This window comes from Sporolactobacillus shoreicorticis (genome assembly GCF_024125445.1).
GTDB lineage: Bacteria > Bacillota > Bacilli > Bacillales > Sporolactobacillaceae > Sporolactobacillus > Sporolactobacillus shoreicorticis.
On record NZ_JAMXWM010000011.1, the window covers coordinates 1 to 14045 of the forward strand.

A 14045-nucleotide genomic window follows, 5' to 3' on the forward strand; every position below is an offset into this window, starting at 1 on the left:
CTGGCATCGGGTGTTTTTTTATTAATTGACCATCATTAAAGATATAGTTGTCTGTTGTTTCAAGATCCCGTTAAAAACCGTGTGCTTCTTCAGGTACGGTTTTTACACATGTATGAGCTATTTTTGATTGGCACGGTTGGTTTGTGTGATGATGTCCGTAATTGAGTTTGCGGCTGTATCAAGTGTCTTTTTCGGTGCCTGACCGTTCATGACGCTGTCGATTGCCTGCTGCAGCTCCATACGTGCCTGCGGAGTGATTGTCGTCAGAAAGCCGCGTGTGTAATAGGAGGTGACGGTGCTGTGAAGCTGATCGGCGGAAACCTTCAGCTGAGGGATTTTTTTATACGTCTTTTTCAGCAACGGCTCATCATAGGCTTTGGTGTTAATTGGAAAATAGCCGGAGCCGACATGCCATTTGGCTTGCACGGCAGGCGACTCCAGATATTTCATAAAAGTAAATGCTGCCTGCTGTGTTTTTGCTGACGGGCCCTTCGGTAGCCAGAGCGATGCACCACCGATTGCCACTCCTTGCGGTTTCACGCCATCAGCGTGCGGCAGAAAACCGATACCGACTTTGAACGGAGCGTTTTGAATGATTTGTGCAGCGCTGGCGGATGAACTGAGGTACATGCCAAGTTTGCCAGTCAGAAAAGCGGTTTGTTCGTTGCCTCCGTTGGTACCGAAATAGGCCAGCAAATGTTCTTTTCGCATCTTTTGCAGCCAACTGAAGATACGTACACCTTTCGGGCTGTTGACCAATGATCTGGTGATTGATCCTGTCCGTCCGTTGGCATGATCATAATTGTAGCCGCGCTGTGTCGTCAGCATTTCTTCAAAATACCACGGATAGTTCAGGAAGGAAAATCCGTCCATTCCTTTATCTGTTTGCGTCAGTTTTTTTGCATCAGCCTCAACTTCGGAAAAAGTCATCGGAGGTTTGTTCGGATTGATCCCGGCTTTTTTAAATGCATCGGCATTGTACATCAGTACCGGTGTCGACGAGTTGAACGGCATTGAATACAGTTTGCCGTTAATCGTATAAAAGCTGAGAATATTTTTCTCCAGCGCGCTTGTATCGTAATGATTCTTATCGATAAAAAACTGAACCGGGGTGATATAGCCGCTGTCGATCATGAATTTTGTACCGACTTCATAAGTTTGAACGATTGCCGGCACGTCTTTTGTCCCGCCGATCGTACGGAATTTGGCTAACGACTCTTCATAAGAACCCTGATAGACAGGTTTGACATAAATTTTATCCTGTGACTGGTTAAAATCATTAATAATGTTTTGCAGCGTCTGTCCGGCAACGCCTCCCATCGAATGCCAGAAGACAACTTCGGTGCGTCCGGGTTCCGGTGCGGCGGCTGAGTTAATCGAATAGCAACCGAGCAAGAGCACCAGTATGATTACGAATATACTTAAGATCAACCTAAAATGTTTCACCTTGATCTTCCTTTCTGCGAAATATTACTTCAAAGCTCCGTCGGTTAAGCCTTGCTGCAAATGTTTCTGCCCGATGAACAGCACAATCAGTGTAGGTACAACGACGATCAACGCTGCCGCCATGACGACACCCCAATCGTTAACGGTTTCCTGTGATTGCAGTTGACGCAACCCGATCTGCAGCGGTCGAACGCGCTCGTCAGTGGTGGTTAAAAGCGGCCAAAGATACGTATTCCAAGTGGTTAGAAAAGTGTAAATGCCGAGTGTCACAAGACTGGTTCTGGAGACTGGAAGAACGACTTTCACGAAGAAGCGAAAATGACCGATGCCAGAAATCTGTGCGGCTTCCCACATTTCTTCAGGAATTGTTTTAAAATACTGGCGAAGCAAAAACGTGCCGAACGCCGAAGCGAAAAACGGGACAGTCAATCCGGCATAGCGGTTAATCCAGCCAAGATGCTGCACGGTGACGAAGTTGGGGATCATCGACGTTTCCCAAGGGATCATCATCGTTGAAATAAACAATATAAACAGCAGTCTTCGTCCTCTGAAGTGAAGGAAAACGAAAGCGTAGGCAGCCATTCCGGAAACGATCAGCACGCCAAATGTGACAATCAGCGATATAATGATGCTGTTAAACAGAAAACGCAGCAAGGGTACGTCGCGAAAAGCCTCCAAGTAGTTTTCCGGATGCAGCTGATGCGGAAAAAAATGACCGAGCAATACTTCCTGAGCGCTCATAAAGCTGGCCGATAGGGCATAGAGCATTGGAAAAAATAAGATCAGCGACAGGATGGTTAATACAGTGTATAGGCTAATCAATTTGATGCGTTTCATTGGTAGTGAACCTTCCTTTCGCCAAACTTAAATTGCAGTGCCGTAATCAGCAAAATGCAGAGGAAAAGCACAATGACTTCGGCACTGGCCATTCCAAAATCAAAATTAATGAATGCTTTCTGATAGATTGAGTAAACGATCAAATTGGTCGCATTGCCTGGTCCGCCTTTCGTTAGCAGGTCGATTTGTCCGAAGGTCTGAAATGCATCGATCATCGACACCGTAATGACGAAGAATAAAGTTGGTGAAAGCATCGGCAACGTGATGCGCCGCAGCCGGTACCAATAGCCGCATCCTTCGATCTGTGCATTCTCATATAAATGTTCGTCGATGTTTTGCAGGCCGCCAAGTAAAATCAGAAATGTAAAACCAAGATGCAGCCAAATTGTCGTCAGAGATACCGAGAATAAGGCCCAGTTTGGGTCGGCCAGCCAGTTGATTCCTGTAACACCCAGCAGACTGAGCAGACGATTGAGAATGCCGGCCGAGGGATTAAAGATGAACAACCAGACGACTGATGAAGCGGCGACAGAGATGCCCATACTTGAGGAAAAAATGGTACGGAAAAAGCCGATCCCTTTTAACTTCTCATTCGCCAGCAATGCCAGAATCAACGCTAGAATAATTGTCGTCGGAACAGTATACAGAACGAATAAAAGTGTGCTGCCCGCACTGGCTAGAAATTCCGGTGAACTAAGTAGCCGAGCATAATTATTGAAGCCGACAAATACAGTCGGCAGACCCTTACTGTCAGATAGAAAAAAACTTAATTGAAGTGTCCGGAATAATGGATAAAAAACGAAGACGGCAAATAGGATCAATGAAGGCAGCAAGTACAGCCAGGCTGCCGGCTGGGTGCCGAAAAGACGGTTAATTGGCTGTTCACGCGCGTTCGTTGCCGGAAAATCGGCCCCTTCTTTGATTTCAGTTTGCTCCATGACCATCAGACGGTCACCTCTTCTACTTTCTGCGAACGTTTTGGATCGTAGAGTATGTGACCGTCCTTCCGATCAAAAACTAACAGATTTTCAGGTAAAATAACCATTTCTTGCGCACTTTGGTCCGGAATGGTCCATTGCCCCTCCCATTTGGCTGTCCAAGTCTGATGGTCAAGCAAGAAGGTTAGCTGAGTCTCGTTTCCTAAAATTTCCGTATCGATAATGTTGGCGGAAAAATGAATGGCTTTATTTTGTGCAGAAGCAGGATGGGTGGCGGGATGGATATTTTCAGGACGGATGCCAAGGATGACTTCACCGCCGGCGATTGGCAATTCGCGGGTGATTGTCCAGCTTGCGCCGATCCGCAGTATTTTCTGTACATCATCATAAACGGCTGGCATCAGGTTCATCTGTGGCGAACCGATGAATGAGGCAACAAATGTATGATCAGGATGATTGTAAACGTCGATTGGCCGACCGATCTGCTGAACGGTGCCGTCATGGAGTACTGCCATTCGGTCACCCATGGTCATCGCCTCGATTTGATCGTGGGTGACATAGATCATCGTCGTGCCGATTTTTCGCTGAATCCGACGAATTTCTGAACGCATTCTGGCACGCAACTTCGCATCGAGATTTGAAAGCGGCTCGTCCATCAGACAAATTGGTGCTTCACTGACAATTGAACGTGCCAGAGCGATACGTTGACGCTGCCCACCCGAGAGCTGCCGAGGTTTGCGGTCGAGGCAGGGAGCGAGATTCAGCATTTCTGCTGCTTCACGCAGTCTTTTTTCGACAATGTCTTTGCCGATTCGATGTGCTTTCAAACCAAAAATGATGTTTTCCCGGGCGGTCAGATGCGGATAAAGCGCATAATTCTGAAAGACCATCGACAGGCTGCGTTTGCTGGGCGGGAGCAGATTAGCCGGTTTGCCGCCGATCAGCAGGGTACCCGACGTCATACCTTCCAAGCCGGCAATCATCCGGAGAATAGTACTTTTACCGCAACCGGACGGGCCGACCAGAACAAAGAATTCACCGGATTGAATACTGAGATTCAGATTCTTAATGATCACCGACCCGTTTCCATACGTTTTTGTGACATCGATCAATTCAACTGATTTCAATGATTAAACGCCTCCATTTTGCAAGATCGTTTTTCAGCGTTCAGTATAGCACGATCAGAAGTGGAAGACGCTTTCAAATTTTGATAATTACAAATAATTTATACAATTTACACGATATTAATGTCCTTCGACAAATGTCGACCTGATTGTCATTTCTATTAGTGAAAAAGGAGTAACCGCATGGGGTTATCTAATGAATAGGCTGCATGATTAAATACTACTAAAAAATGCCGGGGCAAGTATTTAAAAAATATTTTGCAGCCCCCACATGATGATCGCGACCACTGGAACGAGCACCCAAATATTTGATCCGATTAATGGCTGCTGTTTTTCTGCTTCAAGAGCCTTCAACTTTTCTTCATCCATGAGAGGATACCGCCTTTCACACGCTCGCAGTTTGGAATTTGCTCATAATTTTGTTCACATAGGCTTGTGTTTCGGCAAATGGAGGAATTCCGCCGTATTTTTCTACATTGCCTGATCCTGCGTTGTAAGCAGCCAAAGCGAGCGAGTAATTTCCATTATAACGATCAAGCAGCCGGCGCAGATACTTGGTTCCGCCTTCGATATTCTGAACAGGATCAAAGGCATTGGTCACTCCCAGTCCTGCTGCTGTTGCAGGCATCAGCTGCATGAGACCCTGCGCGCCTGCCACACTGGTGGCGTTTGGATTGCCGCCGGATTCGGCATCAATAACCGATCGAATTAATTTTGCATCAACCGCGTATTTTTTGCTCATCTTCTGAATGGTTTCATTATAATCAGATGCATCAGTGGAAGAGGTGCCCTGTGTTGCTAGTGGCGAGACAGAGGAGGAAAGCTGCTGCCACAACAGACGATCAGCTGCTGCATTTGAATTTGTGGACAGTGACGAATCAGAAGCCGCGGATGCTGATTCTAAAGGGCTGCTGCCCAGTGTACTTGTACTGTTCCTATTCATCATCAATAAAAGTAATGTGCTGAACAGATTGGTGTATTGATTATTCGTTTGTCCGGACGATAAATTTGATTGATCAGAGAAAATCTGATTGCCGGACATCACTGACATTGATAGAAGTTGAGCAATTGTGTTTGAATCAAGAGACATTGTCGGTTCAGCTCCTTTTTTCCTGTGTTGCTTGAAAAAGACGAATCATTTTACTTTTCGAAGATCTGCGGGGGATTGAGTGTTCAAGAAGCAATGCATTGAAGCTGTCCGCTCCTGAACCTTGTCCTGCCGCTTCGTATTCTAATTCATAATCATTATGATCCAAGTAAAGACTGTGATCTAAAAACAACTTACCGGATCGGTAAGGGAATTGACAGCGCTTCGTCGTCAATTCGCCAATGAGCACAAGCTGATCTGCATCCACGCCTATCTTTGTGACCGCCTGTTCGATTTCACCGGAAGGGACGATCCCAAGCTGGATCATGGACCGGCTTTCCTCATCATCAAGTTCTTGATGGGTTTCAAGAATGGCGCCGTTATGCGGTTGTTTTAATGTAAAGTCATACTGCGCTCCAACCGCTCGGATACGCAGAACCGTTTTTTTGTCCATCAAAGCGAAGGTGGGGGTGTCAAAATAATAATTGACTTGTTTGAAAAACGAGGATGTTTTTAATCCAAACGCCGTACAAAGTTTGGCAAACTCGTCACCTGTCAACATATTTTTATATTCAATTTCCAATTCCTGAGCCATTTTTCTTACTCCCCGCCTTCATCTATGGTGCTAAAGCAGATACTCGTAACTTCTTCTAAATTATGACATAATGGGTGTGAAGAAACAACTGACCGTAGTAAATTTTCAGGTGGAAGAACAGCATTATGACGACACGTTGTTCTTGTCTTTGACCAGATGGAGTGATTGGAATGGAGTGGGATATATTCCTTGCGCCCTACAAACAAGCGGTAGACGAGCTTAAAATTAAATTGCGCGGCTATCGTGATCTTTATGAGGTGACCTCGGAAAATTCACCGATTGAATTTGTTACAGGCAGAGTGAAGCCGATACCGAGTATTATGGAAAAAGCGCGGCGAAAAGCAATGCCGCTGACTCAGTTGAATACACAAATGCAGGATCTTGCGGGGATACGTGTCATGTGTCAATTTGTAGATGATATACATCGGGTAGTCGAACTGATTCGCAGCCGTACGGATTTAGTTGTCGTTGAAGAACGTGACTACATTAATGAAAAGAAAAAAAGTGGCTATCGTTCTTATCACGTTGTTGTTCAATATCCTGTGCAGACAGTGAGCGGCGAGAAGAAAATTCTGGTTGAAATTCAGGTACGCACGCTGGCAATGAATTTCTGGGCGACGATTGAGCATTCGCTGAACTATAAATACAATGGTAAAATACCGATTGATGTAAAAAAAAGGCTGCTTCGTGCTGCTGAAGCTGCCTTTCGTCTGGATGAGGAAATGTCCCAAATAAGAGACGAAATTCGTGTTGCTCAGCTGCGCTTTCTTCAGAAAAATGCTAATGAAGAATAAGTCATGGAGCGGCATATGGGACCGCAATGAATAACTTGGAAGAAGGTTATGGTGAGATGGAACAAACACCGCGATACATAAAGAGTGTTCCTGCCGGCAGCTTAAAAAAATTTGCGATCGAAAAAAGAGGGGATGAGCTCTCGTCTGCGCTGCGGAAGCGTATTTTCGAGCAGTTGACCGTGCACAAACTCATTTATGATGACATGGAACCCGATCTCGTCATTTCAGTTGGCGGTGACGGTACGCTGCTTCAAGCCTTTCATCGTTATTCGGATCGCTTAAGTAAAACGGCATTCGTAGGACTTCATACCGGACATTTGGGCTTTTATGCCGATTGGACTGCTGAGGAGGTTGACGATCTTATTCAATCGGTCATTGAAAGAACCTTCGACATGGTCGAATACCCGCTTCTGCGTATTGCTGTTGATTTTGTGGATGGCACAGAGTCAAAACATTTTTTGGCATTAAATGAATGTACGGTGCGAAGTGTTGAAGGGCTGCTTGTTGCGGATGTGATGATCAAGGGTGAAAAGTTTGAGAGCTTTAGAGGAGATGGGCTCTGTTTTTCAACACCAACAGGCTCCACTGCCTACAATAAAGGACTTTCCGGAGCAATCATTCACCCCTCGCTTTCTTCGATTCAGCTGACGGAAATTGCATCGATTAATAATCGAGTTTACCGAACTGTGGGTTCACCGCTTATATTGCCTGAACACCACCGCTGTCAAGTGATGCCGGTCACTGACCGATCCTTTACACTTTCAGTGGATTATTTATCAGGCGTTCACGATCAAGTGAAACAGATCGAATTTGGTGTCGCAGAAGAAAAAATCCGCTTCGCACGTTTTCGACGCTTTCCATTTTGGCGGCGTGTGCGCGATTCGTTTATTGGCTAGTTATTTAAGATAAGGACGTGAATGAGGAACAGCAGGTTCCGAATAAAATGGAGAAGCAATGTTACACCATCGTAAAAACCATCAGTTCTGCCGAACAGGGAATGGTTATGCGCGATTATCTAAAAAAAGAAATCAAAGTGTCGCGGCGTGCGTTGTCTGCAATTAAATATAAAGGCGGCAAATTACTCGTGGATGGCAGGGAACGCTCTGTGCGTCACGTGCTTCAGAGGGGTGAGCAGCTGACGATTGTTTTTCCGCCGGAGACTCCAAGTGAATTTCTTTCTGATGAGTCCATGCAGCTTGATATTGTCTATGAAGATGATGTGGTCCTGATTGTAAACAAACCGGCAGGAATCCCTGTTATTCCGTCTCATCAGTATCCGTCCGGAACATTGGCAAACGGTTTGCTGCGTTATTTTAAAGACGAGAATCTTGCGTCTACCGTTCATATTATTAATCGGCTGGATCGTAACACCTCCGGCTTGATGCTGGTTGCGAAGCATCGATTCAGTCATGAACGTTTTTTTAAAATGCAGAAAAAGAAAGAGATTCATCGCAGATATTTAGCATTTGTCGAGGGAATCATGCAACAGGATCAAGGCGTAATCGATGCACCGATTGGCCGCCGGGACGGAAGCGCAATTGAACGAATGGTTGATTGGCAGAATGGTCGACGGTCAATCACGCATTACAAGGTGCTTGAGCGATTTAATGATTGGACACTCGTTGCTGTGCAGCTGCAGACAGGGAGAACACACCAGATCCGTGTTCATTTTGCCTCGATCGGGCACCCGCTCCTAGGTGATGATCTGTATGGCGGCAGCTTGGAACGGCTGGATCGTCAGGCGCTGCATAGCTTTGAAGTGTCCTTTATCCATCCGTTCACCGGCGAACTCATCCACCTGCACAAACAGTGCCCAGACGATATGCTGACACTTCTAGCAAAGCCGATCAATCTGGAAATGATCTGAAGCGATCCGAGATTTGCGGCATGGAGGATGGAACGGCAACCAGTTCCATTTCCGGGTAGCGCAGCGCGCTCAGCATGCCGCCGAACACGCATCCGGTATCTAAATTCAGTGTATGATTTTTCCAGCGCGGCCTTGACACCGGAGTATGGCCGTATACGATTAAAGGATCTCCATGATACTTTCTTGCCCAATCACGTCGTTCGGGGAGTCCTTTCGCATCTTTCTTTCCTGTCGTATCGCCGTACAGAGCGAACGATTTCATCGCGCGCGTGAGCGGCTTAAACAAATTTTTTTCCTGCATGCCTGCATGACAGACAACTAATCGCTGCTGATCGAGGTAGAGAATCAGCGGCGATTTTCTGTAAAGAGCAATGAATTGTGCCGAGATCTGTTCCCGCTGCTGGCTGTCCAATCGATTGAGTTCTTGTACGGTTGTTTCAAGGCCGTGAGTCACCTGTACGTTATGTCCCATGAGGAGCCGATAGAGCTTATTGCAATGGTTGCCGGGGACATACAAGGCAAGACCTTGTTCCACTAAATGGGCGACAATTCGAATCATTTCAACGGAAGCCGGACCGCGATCCGTGATATCACCGACAAAAACAAGCATTCGTTGCTCAGGGTGGATGAGCAGATGATGGTCCCATTGGTAACCCAGTTTCTCAGTCAATAGCATAAACTCTGTAAGACAGCCATGGATATCTCCAATCACGTCATACATGTGCATCATTCCTCGATAAATGTATTCAGTATTATTTTCCCCAACTTATTTTTAATGAATCGCTCTCAATGCCAATCTTTTGCAGTTTTCTATTTGTGAGAAAAACAGCCACTGACTGCGGCTGTTAGGAAAACATGAACTTTTGTGTCTGCATGCGTACGCTTTGAACAATGCCGACGCAGATCATGCTGGAAAGCAGTGAGCTTCCTCCATAACTTAGAAATGGCAAGGTGATCCCGGTAACCGGCATGACTTGAATGGTCATGCCGATGTTTTCAAATACTTGAAACATGACCATGCCGACGATCCCGGTACAAATATAGCTTCCAAATGGGTCATGCGTTTCAACTGCTGCTTTGATTACGCGGGAAATAAACAAGAAGAACAGCAGAATGACCGTTACCGCACCCACGAAACCAAAGCTTCCGCCAATCACAGCGAAAATAAAATCATTATAGGATTCAGGCAAGGTGATTGCCGAGTTAAACCGATAATTGAAGAATTCTCCGGAACCGATTGACTTAAGCGACTGGATCAGCTGATAGCCAAAATCATCGGAATATTTTTCAGGATCCTGCCAAGCTAAAAAACGATTTTTTTGATGCGATTGAAGAAAAATATTAACGATTTCGGGAAAGTGGAACCAGCTGATGGCGAAAAAAGCTAATCCACAAATAATCGCTGCCAAAATGCCGACAATGAGTTTCCAGTTAATTCCGCTGACCAAAGTCATGGAAACAATAATGCTGAACATGACGAGTGCGGTTCCAAGATCCGGCTGAGCAAAAACCAGCAAAAAGGGCGGAAAGGATACAAGCGCAATTTTGCCGAGCAGTAACATGTCCTCTTTTAATCCGCGAATCGAATACTCCTCATTATGTTTATCAATCGTTGTTGCTATGGAGACGATCATAAATAATTTCATGAATTCGGAAGGCTGCAGCTGTCCGATGCCCGGAAGCGCGTACCAGCTCATGGCACCGTGTGATTTATCAACCATCGGAATCGGCACGCCCAGTTGTGCGAAAGTAAGACCGAGTAGCAGCGCCATGCCGATTCCATAGAAAATCCAGTGCATCCGTTTCAGACGGTCATAATCAAAGAACATGATCCCAATGGCGACAATTGTACTGAAGATATACCATGCAATCTGGCGGTGAGCCATGCCCAGAGCAGGCGCTCCGGATTTGAGCGGAGCCATGGAGATTGATAAATAGCTGATGCAGGCGAACAAGAAGATAATAAAAAATAACGTATAATCTATTTTTGCAAGGGAATCTCTATTTAACATGAGTCTGTCCTTCTTCTAAAAAGTTTCGTGGGGTAACCATAGTGATTCATGAGTAATACTTAATCATGATAGCGTAAAGCATAAAAAAAAGAAACATTAAGATGGATCAAGTAAAGTGCGGCTATACTGTTCTCTAACGATGGCCACATAAAGTATTCGCCTACCCATTCCTTTTTCTAACGAATTTTGCAAATCAATGGGTGCGCCCTTTTGTACGTAAAAGGACGCGGGCGTTCTTTCATGATATAATAACGATTGGATTGACGTGATCTACGAGGGAGGATTGGACATGGAATTAACTCTTAAAGGGCGTACATATGTGGTTATGGGCGTTGCCAATAGGCGCAGTATTGCGTGGGGCATCGCGCAGGCACTTGATCGTGCTGGAGCCAGACTCATTTTTACGTACAATAACGAACGTTTCCGCGAACCTGTGGAAAAGCTGGCGGCAACGCTTGATGGAAAGGATAGCCTTTTCTATTCGTGCGACGTCACGGTTGACGAAGAGATCAAAGCGACTTTTGAAAAAATCAAAGAAGACATCGGCAAGATTGACGGCCTGGCACACTGCATCGCGTTCGCCAAAAAAGAAGAACTTGACGGAGATTATATGAACACGACGCGGGACGGCTTCTTGCTTGCACAGAATGTCAGCGCTTATTCATTGACCGCCGTGCTCAAAGAAGCGAAAGGATTGATGACGGAAGGCGGGAGCGTCGTTACCATGACCTATCTTGGAGGCGAACGCGTCGTAAGAAATTATAATGTCATGGGTGTGGCGAAAGCCAGCTTGGACGCAAGCGTAAAGTATTTGGCGAGTGATCTTGGCAAGGATAATATTCGTGTAAACGGCATTTCTGCAGGGCCGATCCGCACATTGTCGGCAAAGGGAATTTCTGATTTCAATGGCGTTCTGAAAGTTATTGAGGAGAAAGCACCGCTTCGTCGCTCGATTAGTCCTGAAGACGTCGGCAATACCGCACTTTTCCTATTCAGCGATCTTTCTAAGAATATTACCGGCGAAACCATCCATGTTGACGCCGGGTTCAACATTATCAGCATCTAAATAGCAGCATCATGATTTTGTCTGGGCGAATTCATGATTCTATTACACTAATTCCATATTCCATGTTTTCATTTGTGGAACAGAAAAAAACGGTACCCGCTTCTCTATAGAGAGGACTGGTGCCGTTTTTTTCTTTAGTTGTTTTTCGGCCGCCAGGTTACACGACCGCAAGTGCTGCAGCCGCTTTTTCTTTTCTTCGGCCTCGCAAAAAAATCATCGGCTTTGCTCTTCGACTGATTTTCATCAATTCGTCCATCAGCTTCTTCTCTACTCACCGAACACATCTCCTTTTTCTTTGGCCTTCACCATTTTATTCAGAATGCGGTGGATCGTACGGGCGATCACCACTGTTAATATGGAAGGGATCAATTTCAACAGAATTCGGATCATCCTCCTCATGATGAAAGGGCTGAATCAACTCACCATCCGGCTCTGCATCCTGTTCATCAAATGCGGGGGAAAAATGATTTTTCCGGTCTTCGATCGGATCCTGTTTTTCTGCCCGCTGCCTCTGATCCGGAGACACAGTCTTTTTCTTACTCGGCCATGCCGGCCATTTTATGTGCCGGGCAGAAGTTAATTCCTGCTTTTCCCGTGCTTCATGATTTTCATTCAATTCGTTCACCTCCGATATTTTTCGGACACCTCCGCACTATGTGCTCAAAAAAGAAAAGTTCACTATAGATGAGAATCTGCTCCAACAACCGTTCGTTGAATTTTTCTAGTTATCCGCACAAAAAATGGGCAGCCATAATTGTGCCAATCCCCGTACCATACCCATACTATGTAGGGAAACAACCAACCATGTTTTTTTATATTTGACAGAAAGGAAGGTTTTGCATGGGAAGTAAACTAATCTCCAAGCCAAAAAGCAGGCTTAAGGATGAATGTATCAGAGTTCCCAAGGTCTACGACTGGGTAACGGACAAAATCGGTACAAAATTAAAACTTCAGTTTACCGACGCGCAGCTCGAAGACATTGAATGCGCTTTGGCCGACCCAAGCAGACGACCACTGCGTGTGGTGGTTAAAACACCGAAAACTCCGCCATTATTTCCGCTCGATGACAGTGGGGTAAAAAAAGGCGAGCATAAAGATTTCTTTTGTGAGCAGGTTGGTGGGAAACAATCTGTTGAAGGACATCTTTATGGGCAAGAAGTGAACGCTCAGCTTGTCACGATTCTGTTTACGGCAACCATTACTGTTCTTGTCGTCGACAGAGAGGGAGAAGTGGTCACGAAACTGAAAACGGATGTCAGCGCTCTTGAACCATTTGCGCTTTGCTATCCGAAAGGAACAGATCTTCTTTGCAGAGTATCGAAAATCTCTGCGCGCATCCTGGATAATTCGGTTATTCTCAATGGACCATTCCCGCCGTTCATTAAATTGAAAGTATTTTTCTGTGCGGATATTCAGGTTGAGGCAGAAGTTAAGCTGTCCGTTCAGGCGAAATTCTGCAAACCGCGCGGCAATGATATTCGTGTCGATGATCCGGATTTTGATGATCCGTGCCCGACACCGGAATTTCCGAAAGAATGTGACGACATTTTCCCAAGAAAGAATCATAAGGTTATTGCACGAGGAGAAGCATCCGGACCTGTAACGGATGAGTGCGAGTATGATGGTCGCGCAGCTATAAAAGTCGCGATTGACAGTGATGATCTAGATGACAGCAGTCTGAAATTCAAATATGAAGATCCGGATGATGACAAGCATGATAAGGACTTTACATTTGAGGCCGACCGATTCGATCCTTCTTCACTTGATGTTTTTGAGAAAAACGGCTATTCAATTTTAAAGATTGCCGGCGTCGGTCATGCCGACAGCAAAGAAGTAGGATTTGAACTTGATCTGGCTGACGGAAACGGTGAAGATAAATTCAGTCTGAAGATTATCAGTAAAAAGAGCGGAAACGTAACGTTTGCGACCGGATTAGTCGAAGTTGATGAAGGAACGATTAAAATAGACCTCGGTTAAGCATGATCGGACGTAGGGAGTGATTTGTTCACTCTCTATTTTTTTGTACAAAAAGAAAGTACAGAGTGACAAAGATAAACGATTAGCGGATGAGCTGAGACTTGGCCTCACCAAGTTTTCTAAAAAGTTAAGAAACATTCTTGACTCGCTTGAGGGGCGCAGGACTCTTGAGGGAGTGAAGGGAAGCTACTGAAAAAGTCCAACATTTTAAAATCAAAAATTTGCAGATGAAGAATGAGCGCTCAGATTCGCTTCTAAGCGACGTTTTTTATGGGGAGACTATTGTGACCCCAAAAAAGTCC

Annotated in this window: 16 protein-coding genes; 5 read left to right on the forward strand and 11 right to left on the reverse strand. The window is 45.5% G+C overall.

The window, feature by feature from the left end; translation table 11 throughout:
* Positions 1-117 precede the first annotated feature (117 nt).
* The 7 genes from NIE88_RS10430 to NIE88_RS10460 form a co-directional block, all read right to left on the reverse strand.
* On the reverse strand, positions 118-1446 hold the full coding sequence (locus NIE88_RS10430; RefSeq protein WP_253061906.1) for an ABC transporter substrate-binding protein: 1329 nt from the start codon (positions 1444-1446) through the stop codon (positions 118-120).
* 24 nt (positions 1447-1470) lie between these two features.
* Positions 1471-2283, reverse strand: coding sequence for a carbohydrate ABC transporter permease (locus NIE88_RS10435; RefSeq protein ID WP_253061908.1), 813 nt, complete (start codon positions 2281-2283; stop codon positions 1471-1473).
* Complete coding sequence (locus NIE88_RS10440) at positions 2280-3227, reverse strand: carbohydrate ABC transporter permease (protein WP_253061910.1); 948 nt, start codon at positions 3225-3227, stop codon at positions 2280-2282. The genes NIE88_RS10435 and NIE88_RS10440 overlap by 4 nt, the downstream gene beginning before the upstream one ends.
* Positions 3227-4348: an ABC transporter ATP-binding protein gene (locus NIE88_RS10445; protein WP_253061912.1), complete on the reverse strand. Its 1122-nt coding sequence runs from the start codon at positions 4346-4348 to the stop codon at positions 3227-3229. The genes NIE88_RS10440 and NIE88_RS10445 overlap by 1 nt, the downstream gene beginning before the upstream one ends.
* A 243-nt stretch (positions 4349-4591) precedes the next feature.
* Entirely contained in the window at positions 4592-4714 is a 123-nt protein-coding gene (locus tag NIE88_RS10450; RefSeq protein ID WP_253061914.1) for a hypothetical protein, read from the reverse strand.
* A 16-nt stretch (positions 4715-4730) separates the two neighbouring features.
* A complete protein-coding gene (locus NIE88_RS10455) occupies positions 4731-5435 on the reverse strand; it encodes a lytic transglycosylase domain-containing protein (RefSeq protein WP_290446417.1) in 705 nt (234 codons plus the stop codon).
* A gap of 7 nt (positions 5436-5442) precedes the next feature.
* On the reverse strand, positions 5443-6027 hold the full coding sequence (locus tag NIE88_RS10460; protein ID WP_253061916.1) for a CYTH domain-containing protein: 585 nt from the start codon (positions 6025-6027) through the stop codon (positions 5443-5445).
* Between the two features lie 170 nt (positions 6028-6197).
* Here NIE88_RS10460 and yjbM point away from each other — a divergent pair, with 170 nt between their 5' ends.
* From yjbM to NIE88_RS10475, 3 genes are read left to right on the forward strand one after another with little or no spacing between them, the layout of a single operon-like run.
* On the forward strand, positions 6198-6821 hold the full coding sequence (gene yjbM, locus NIE88_RS10465) for a GTP diphosphokinase (RefSeq protein WP_290446418.1): 624 nt from the start codon (positions 6198-6200) through the stop codon (positions 6819-6821).
* Between the two features lie 56 nt (positions 6822-6877).
* The gene (locus NIE88_RS10470) at positions 6878-7717 is read left to right on the forward strand and encodes an NAD kinase (protein WP_253061920.1); all 840 of its coding nucleotides are present in this window, start codon (positions 6878-6880) and stop codon (positions 7715-7717) included.
* A 47-nt stretch (positions 7718-7764) separates the two neighbouring features.
* Positions 7765-8688: an RluA family pseudouridine synthase gene (locus NIE88_RS10475; RefSeq protein ID WP_253061922.1), complete on the forward strand. Its 924-nt coding sequence runs from the start codon at positions 7765-7767 to the stop codon at positions 8686-8688.
* Here NIE88_RS10475 and prpE read toward each other — a convergent pair.
* Both prpE and NIE88_RS10485 read right to left on the reverse strand, forming a co-directional pair.
* Positions 8669-9409, reverse strand: coding sequence for a bis(5'-nucleosyl)-tetraphosphatase PrpE (gene prpE, locus NIE88_RS10480; protein WP_253061924.1), 741 nt, complete (start codon positions 9407-9409; stop codon positions 8669-8671). The genes NIE88_RS10475 and prpE overlap by 20 nt on opposite strands.
* Before the next feature lie 124 nt (positions 9410-9533).
* Positions 9534-10700 carry an FtsW/RodA/SpoVE family cell cycle protein gene (locus NIE88_RS10485; protein WP_253061926.1) on the reverse strand — a complete coding sequence of 389 codons (1167 nt, stop codon included), beginning with the start codon at positions 10698-10700 and terminating at the stop codon, positions 9534-9536.
* 289 nt (positions 10701-10989) lie between these two features.
* Between NIE88_RS10485 and fabI the strand changes: the two genes are divergently transcribed.
* A complete protein-coding gene (gene fabI / locus NIE88_RS10490; protein ID WP_253061928.1) occupies positions 10990-11766 on the forward strand; it encodes an enoyl-ACP reductase FabI in 777 nt (258 codons plus the stop codon).
* Between the two features lie 134 nt (positions 11767-11900).
* Here the strand turns inward: fabI and NIE88_RS10495 are convergent, their stop codons facing one another.
* Together NIE88_RS10495 and NIE88_RS10500 are read right to left on the reverse strand one after the other, a co-directional pair.
* Positions 11901-12041 carry a hypothetical protein gene (locus tag NIE88_RS10495; RefSeq protein ID WP_253061930.1) on the reverse strand — a complete coding sequence of 47 codons (141 nt, stop codon included), beginning with the start codon at positions 12039-12041 and terminating at the stop codon, positions 11901-11903.
* A 35-nt stretch (positions 12042-12076) separates the two neighbouring features.
* Positions 12077-12382, reverse strand: coding sequence for a hypothetical protein (locus NIE88_RS10500; RefSeq protein WP_253061932.1), 306 nt, complete (start codon positions 12380-12382; stop codon positions 12077-12079).
* 224 nt (positions 12383-12606) lie between these two features.
* Between NIE88_RS10500 and NIE88_RS10505 the strand changes: the two genes are divergently transcribed.
* Positions 12607-13743, forward strand: coding sequence for a BMQ_0737 family morphogenetic spore coat protein (locus NIE88_RS10505; protein WP_253061934.1), 1137 nt, complete (start codon positions 12607-12609; stop codon positions 13741-13743).
* Positions 13744-14045 lie beyond the last annotated feature (302 nt).

Excerpts from the sequence above, each read along its gene's own strand:
- yjbM (WP_290446418.1), top strand. The coding sequence starts at position 6,198 with ATGGAGTGGGATATATTCCTTGCGCCCTACAAACAAGCGGTAGACGAG.
- NIE88_RS10470 (WP_253061920.1), top strand. The coding sequence starts at position 6,878 with ATGGAACAAACACCGCGATACATAAAGAGTGTTCCTGCCGGCAGCTTA.
- NIE88_RS10505 (WP_253061934.1), top strand. The coding sequence starts at position 12,607 with ATGGGAAGTAAACTAATCTCCAAGCCAAAAAGCAGGCTTAAGGATGAA.
- NIE88_RS10460 (WP_253061916.1), bottom strand. The coding sequence starts at position 6,027 with ATGGCTCAGGAATTGGAAATTGAATATAAAAATATGTTGACAGGTGAC.
- NIE88_RS10485 (WP_253061926.1), bottom strand. The coding sequence starts at position 10,700 with ATGTTAAATAGAGATTCCCTTGCAAAAATAGATTATACGTTATTTTTT.
- NIE88_RS10440 (WP_253061910.1), bottom strand. The coding sequence starts at position 3,227 with ATGGTCATGGAGCAAACTGAAATCAAAGAAGGGGCCGATTTTCCGGCA.
- NIE88_RS10455 (WP_290446417.1), bottom strand. The coding sequence starts at position 5,435 with ATGTCTCTTGATTCAAACACAATTGCTCAACTTCTATCAATGTCAGTG.
- fabI (WP_253061928.1), top strand. The coding sequence starts at position 10,990 with ATGGAATTAACTCTTAAAGGGCGTACATATGTGGTTATGGGCGTTGCC.
- NIE88_RS10450 (WP_253061914.1), bottom strand. The coding sequence starts at position 4,714 with ATGGATGAAGAAAAGTTGAAGGCTCTTGAAGCAGAAAAACAGCAGCCA.
- NIE88_RS10475 (WP_253061922.1), top strand. The coding sequence starts at position 7,765 with ATGGAGAAGCAATGTTACACCATCGTAAAAACCATCAGTTCTGCCGAA.
- prpE (WP_253061924.1), bottom strand. The coding sequence starts at position 9,409 with ATGTATGACGTGATTGGAGATATCCATGGCTGTCTTACAGAGTTTATG.
- NIE88_RS10435 (WP_253061908.1), bottom strand. The coding sequence starts at position 2,283 with ATGAAACGCATCAAATTGATTAGCCTATACACTGTATTAACCATCCTG.